Source organism: Sphingomonas sp. BE138 (genome assembly GCF_031456125.1).
Lineage (GTDB): Bacteria > Pseudomonadota > Alphaproteobacteria > Sphingomonadales > Sphingomonadaceae > Sphingomonas.
This window is the reverse complement of sequence record NZ_JAVDUC010000065.1, coordinates 1-1,959: the sequence shown is the minus strand read 5'-3', so window position 1 is coordinate 1,959 and position 1,959 is coordinate 1. Positions and strand designations below refer to the sequence as shown.

The 1,959-nt window shown below is 62.1% G+C and carries 2 protein-coding genes; both read left to right on the top strand.

Annotation, left to right across the window (positions count from 1 at the left end; genetic code table 11):
* Positions 1 to 118: 118 nt before the first annotated feature.
* On the top strand, positions 119 to 763 hold the full coding sequence (locus tag J2Y58_RS20840) for a recombinase family protein (protein WP_310107401.1): 645 nt from the start codon (positions 119 to 121) through the stop codon (positions 761 to 763).
* A gap of 47 nt (positions 764 to 810) precedes the next feature.
* Positions 811 to 1,842: a hypothetical protein gene (locus tag J2Y58_RS20835; protein ID WP_310107399.1), complete on the top strand. Its 1,032-nt coding sequence runs from the start codon at positions 811 to 813 to the stop codon at positions 1,840 to 1,842.
* The last annotated feature ends 117 nt before the right edge of the window (positions 1,843 to 1,959 follow it).

Genomic DNA, 1,959 nt, shown 5'->3' with positions numbered 1-1,959 from the left:
GAGGAGGTGCCACCGCTACAGATTACACCCAAGGCCGCCTGAACGATGCGGCCAGGTGGCACACCCGAAATTACACCACGTTGACGGACACGACCCCGTCACGCGAACGGACGTATATGTGACGACGCAGATCGGCTATGCGCGGGTGTCCAAGGCGGACGGCAGCCAGATCCATGACCTCCAGCTCGATGCGCTGGTCGCGGTCGGCGTCGATCCCGACCATATCTATGAGGACGCCGCATCGGGACGGCGCGACACACGCCCGGGCCTCGACGCCTGCCTCAAGGCGCTGCGGCGGGGGGACACGCTGGTGGTGTGGAAGCTTGATCGATTGGGCCGCGATCTACGCCATCTCGTCAACTTGGTCGGCGACCTGACGAAGCGCGGCATTGGCCTGAAGGTGCTTGCCGGCGAAGGGGCATCAATCGACACAACCACCGCCAACGGCCGCTTGATATTCGCGATTTTCGCCGGCCTTGCCGAGTTCGAGCGCGAGCTGATCGTCGAGCGCACCCGCGCCGGCCTCGCATCCGCCCGTGCGCGAGGGCGGCATGGCGGGCGCCCCTTCAAGATGACCCCCGCCAAGTTACGCCTCGCCCAGGCCGCGATGGGTAAGCCCGAGACGAAAGTTGCCGAGTTATGCGCCGAACTCGGCATCACCCGCCAGACGCTCTACCGGCACGTCACGCCCAAGGGCGAGATCAGGCCTGATGGCGAAAAGCTGCTGGCGCGACGGTCCAGTCTCGCCAGGACGGCAACATGATTGCAACTGCACGTAGCAGCCAGAACAAACGATAAGGGGGCGACGATATGATTTTTGCTCTGCTCACCGCGCTGGTGGCCGCGGCAGCTGATAGTACGCCCCCTCCAATTGCCCAAATGACCGCGCAGGAATGTCCGGCACCATCCTTCGACAAGGAACGGGGCGACCTTGGGGATCGCGCCATCATAGCCGATGATGGCTCCAAGATCGTCGTGCAGTGCGGTGATGGGGTCGTCAGGTTCTGGCAGTCGGGTTCTGCCGGTTTCACGGCTATCGGCAAGATGCCGTTATTTCGTGCGGCACAGGAGCGTGGCATCGTTTCTGCCGGCGTGCTTTGCCCTTGGTCGTCTGCGATCCGCGACGACATGAAGATCGAGGCTGACTGCGATGTCATCGATCATAGCGGCGCTGGGGGAGTGTACATTCTTCAGACGCCCGGTAGCCCGGACACGTTCGTTGTTGCCGGATCGAAAGTGCTGCGGGAAAGCACCGTCTGGCAGAGGTTTGGCGGACTTCGGCCGAAAGACGGTCAAATGGCCGAAATGTATATGGTCAACGGGCAGAAGCGCCCCGAGCTGCTTCAGGCCATGGCGCTCGACAATGGACGCTCCTCCACCGTCGCGCGGCTTCCCAGCCCAAGCCTCGTGTTCGAAGATGGAGAGGGCAGCGCAAGCGATGTGCTGTACTCGCCTGTCTACAGGTCGGTGATTGTTTCATTTGGCGGTGCGTTCCGCGTCGCCAGGGAGATGACGTACCTGCGGGCTTTCGACGAGAAAGGGCGGGAACTGTGGGCCATCAAAGGAAACCTGCCTCCTAGAGACGATAGTCTCATCGTCGGCGATTTCGCCAAAGCTCTGGTGTTTGGCAGCGGGCGGTACGCACTGCTGGCAAAAACCAGTGACCGAAGCGCGGCCCAGGTGATCGACCTGAAAACCGGTGAAAGCGCAATGACGCTAGGCGGTTGGCCCATCGCGGCAGCACGTGGAGCAGCCATCGTCCTTATGAAGGGCGAGCAAGGCACGTTGTCACTCGTCAGAGTAAACACCCCGGGCCAACCATCGACCACCCCGACCCCTTGAGCGGGTGGAGTAGCACTACCCGTTAGACCCAATGACTGCGGGAGCCTCGGCGGCTCGAATCTGGGATGCTGACTATGGATTAGTCAGCAACGGAGACGAGTCATGACGGAGGCAGTG

What these genes read in the sequence shown, in the direction of transcription:
- J2Y58_RS20835 (WP_310107399.1), top strand. Translation starts at nt 811, where the DNA reads ATGATTTTTGCTCTGCTCACCGCGCTGGTGGCCGCGGCAGCTGATAGT.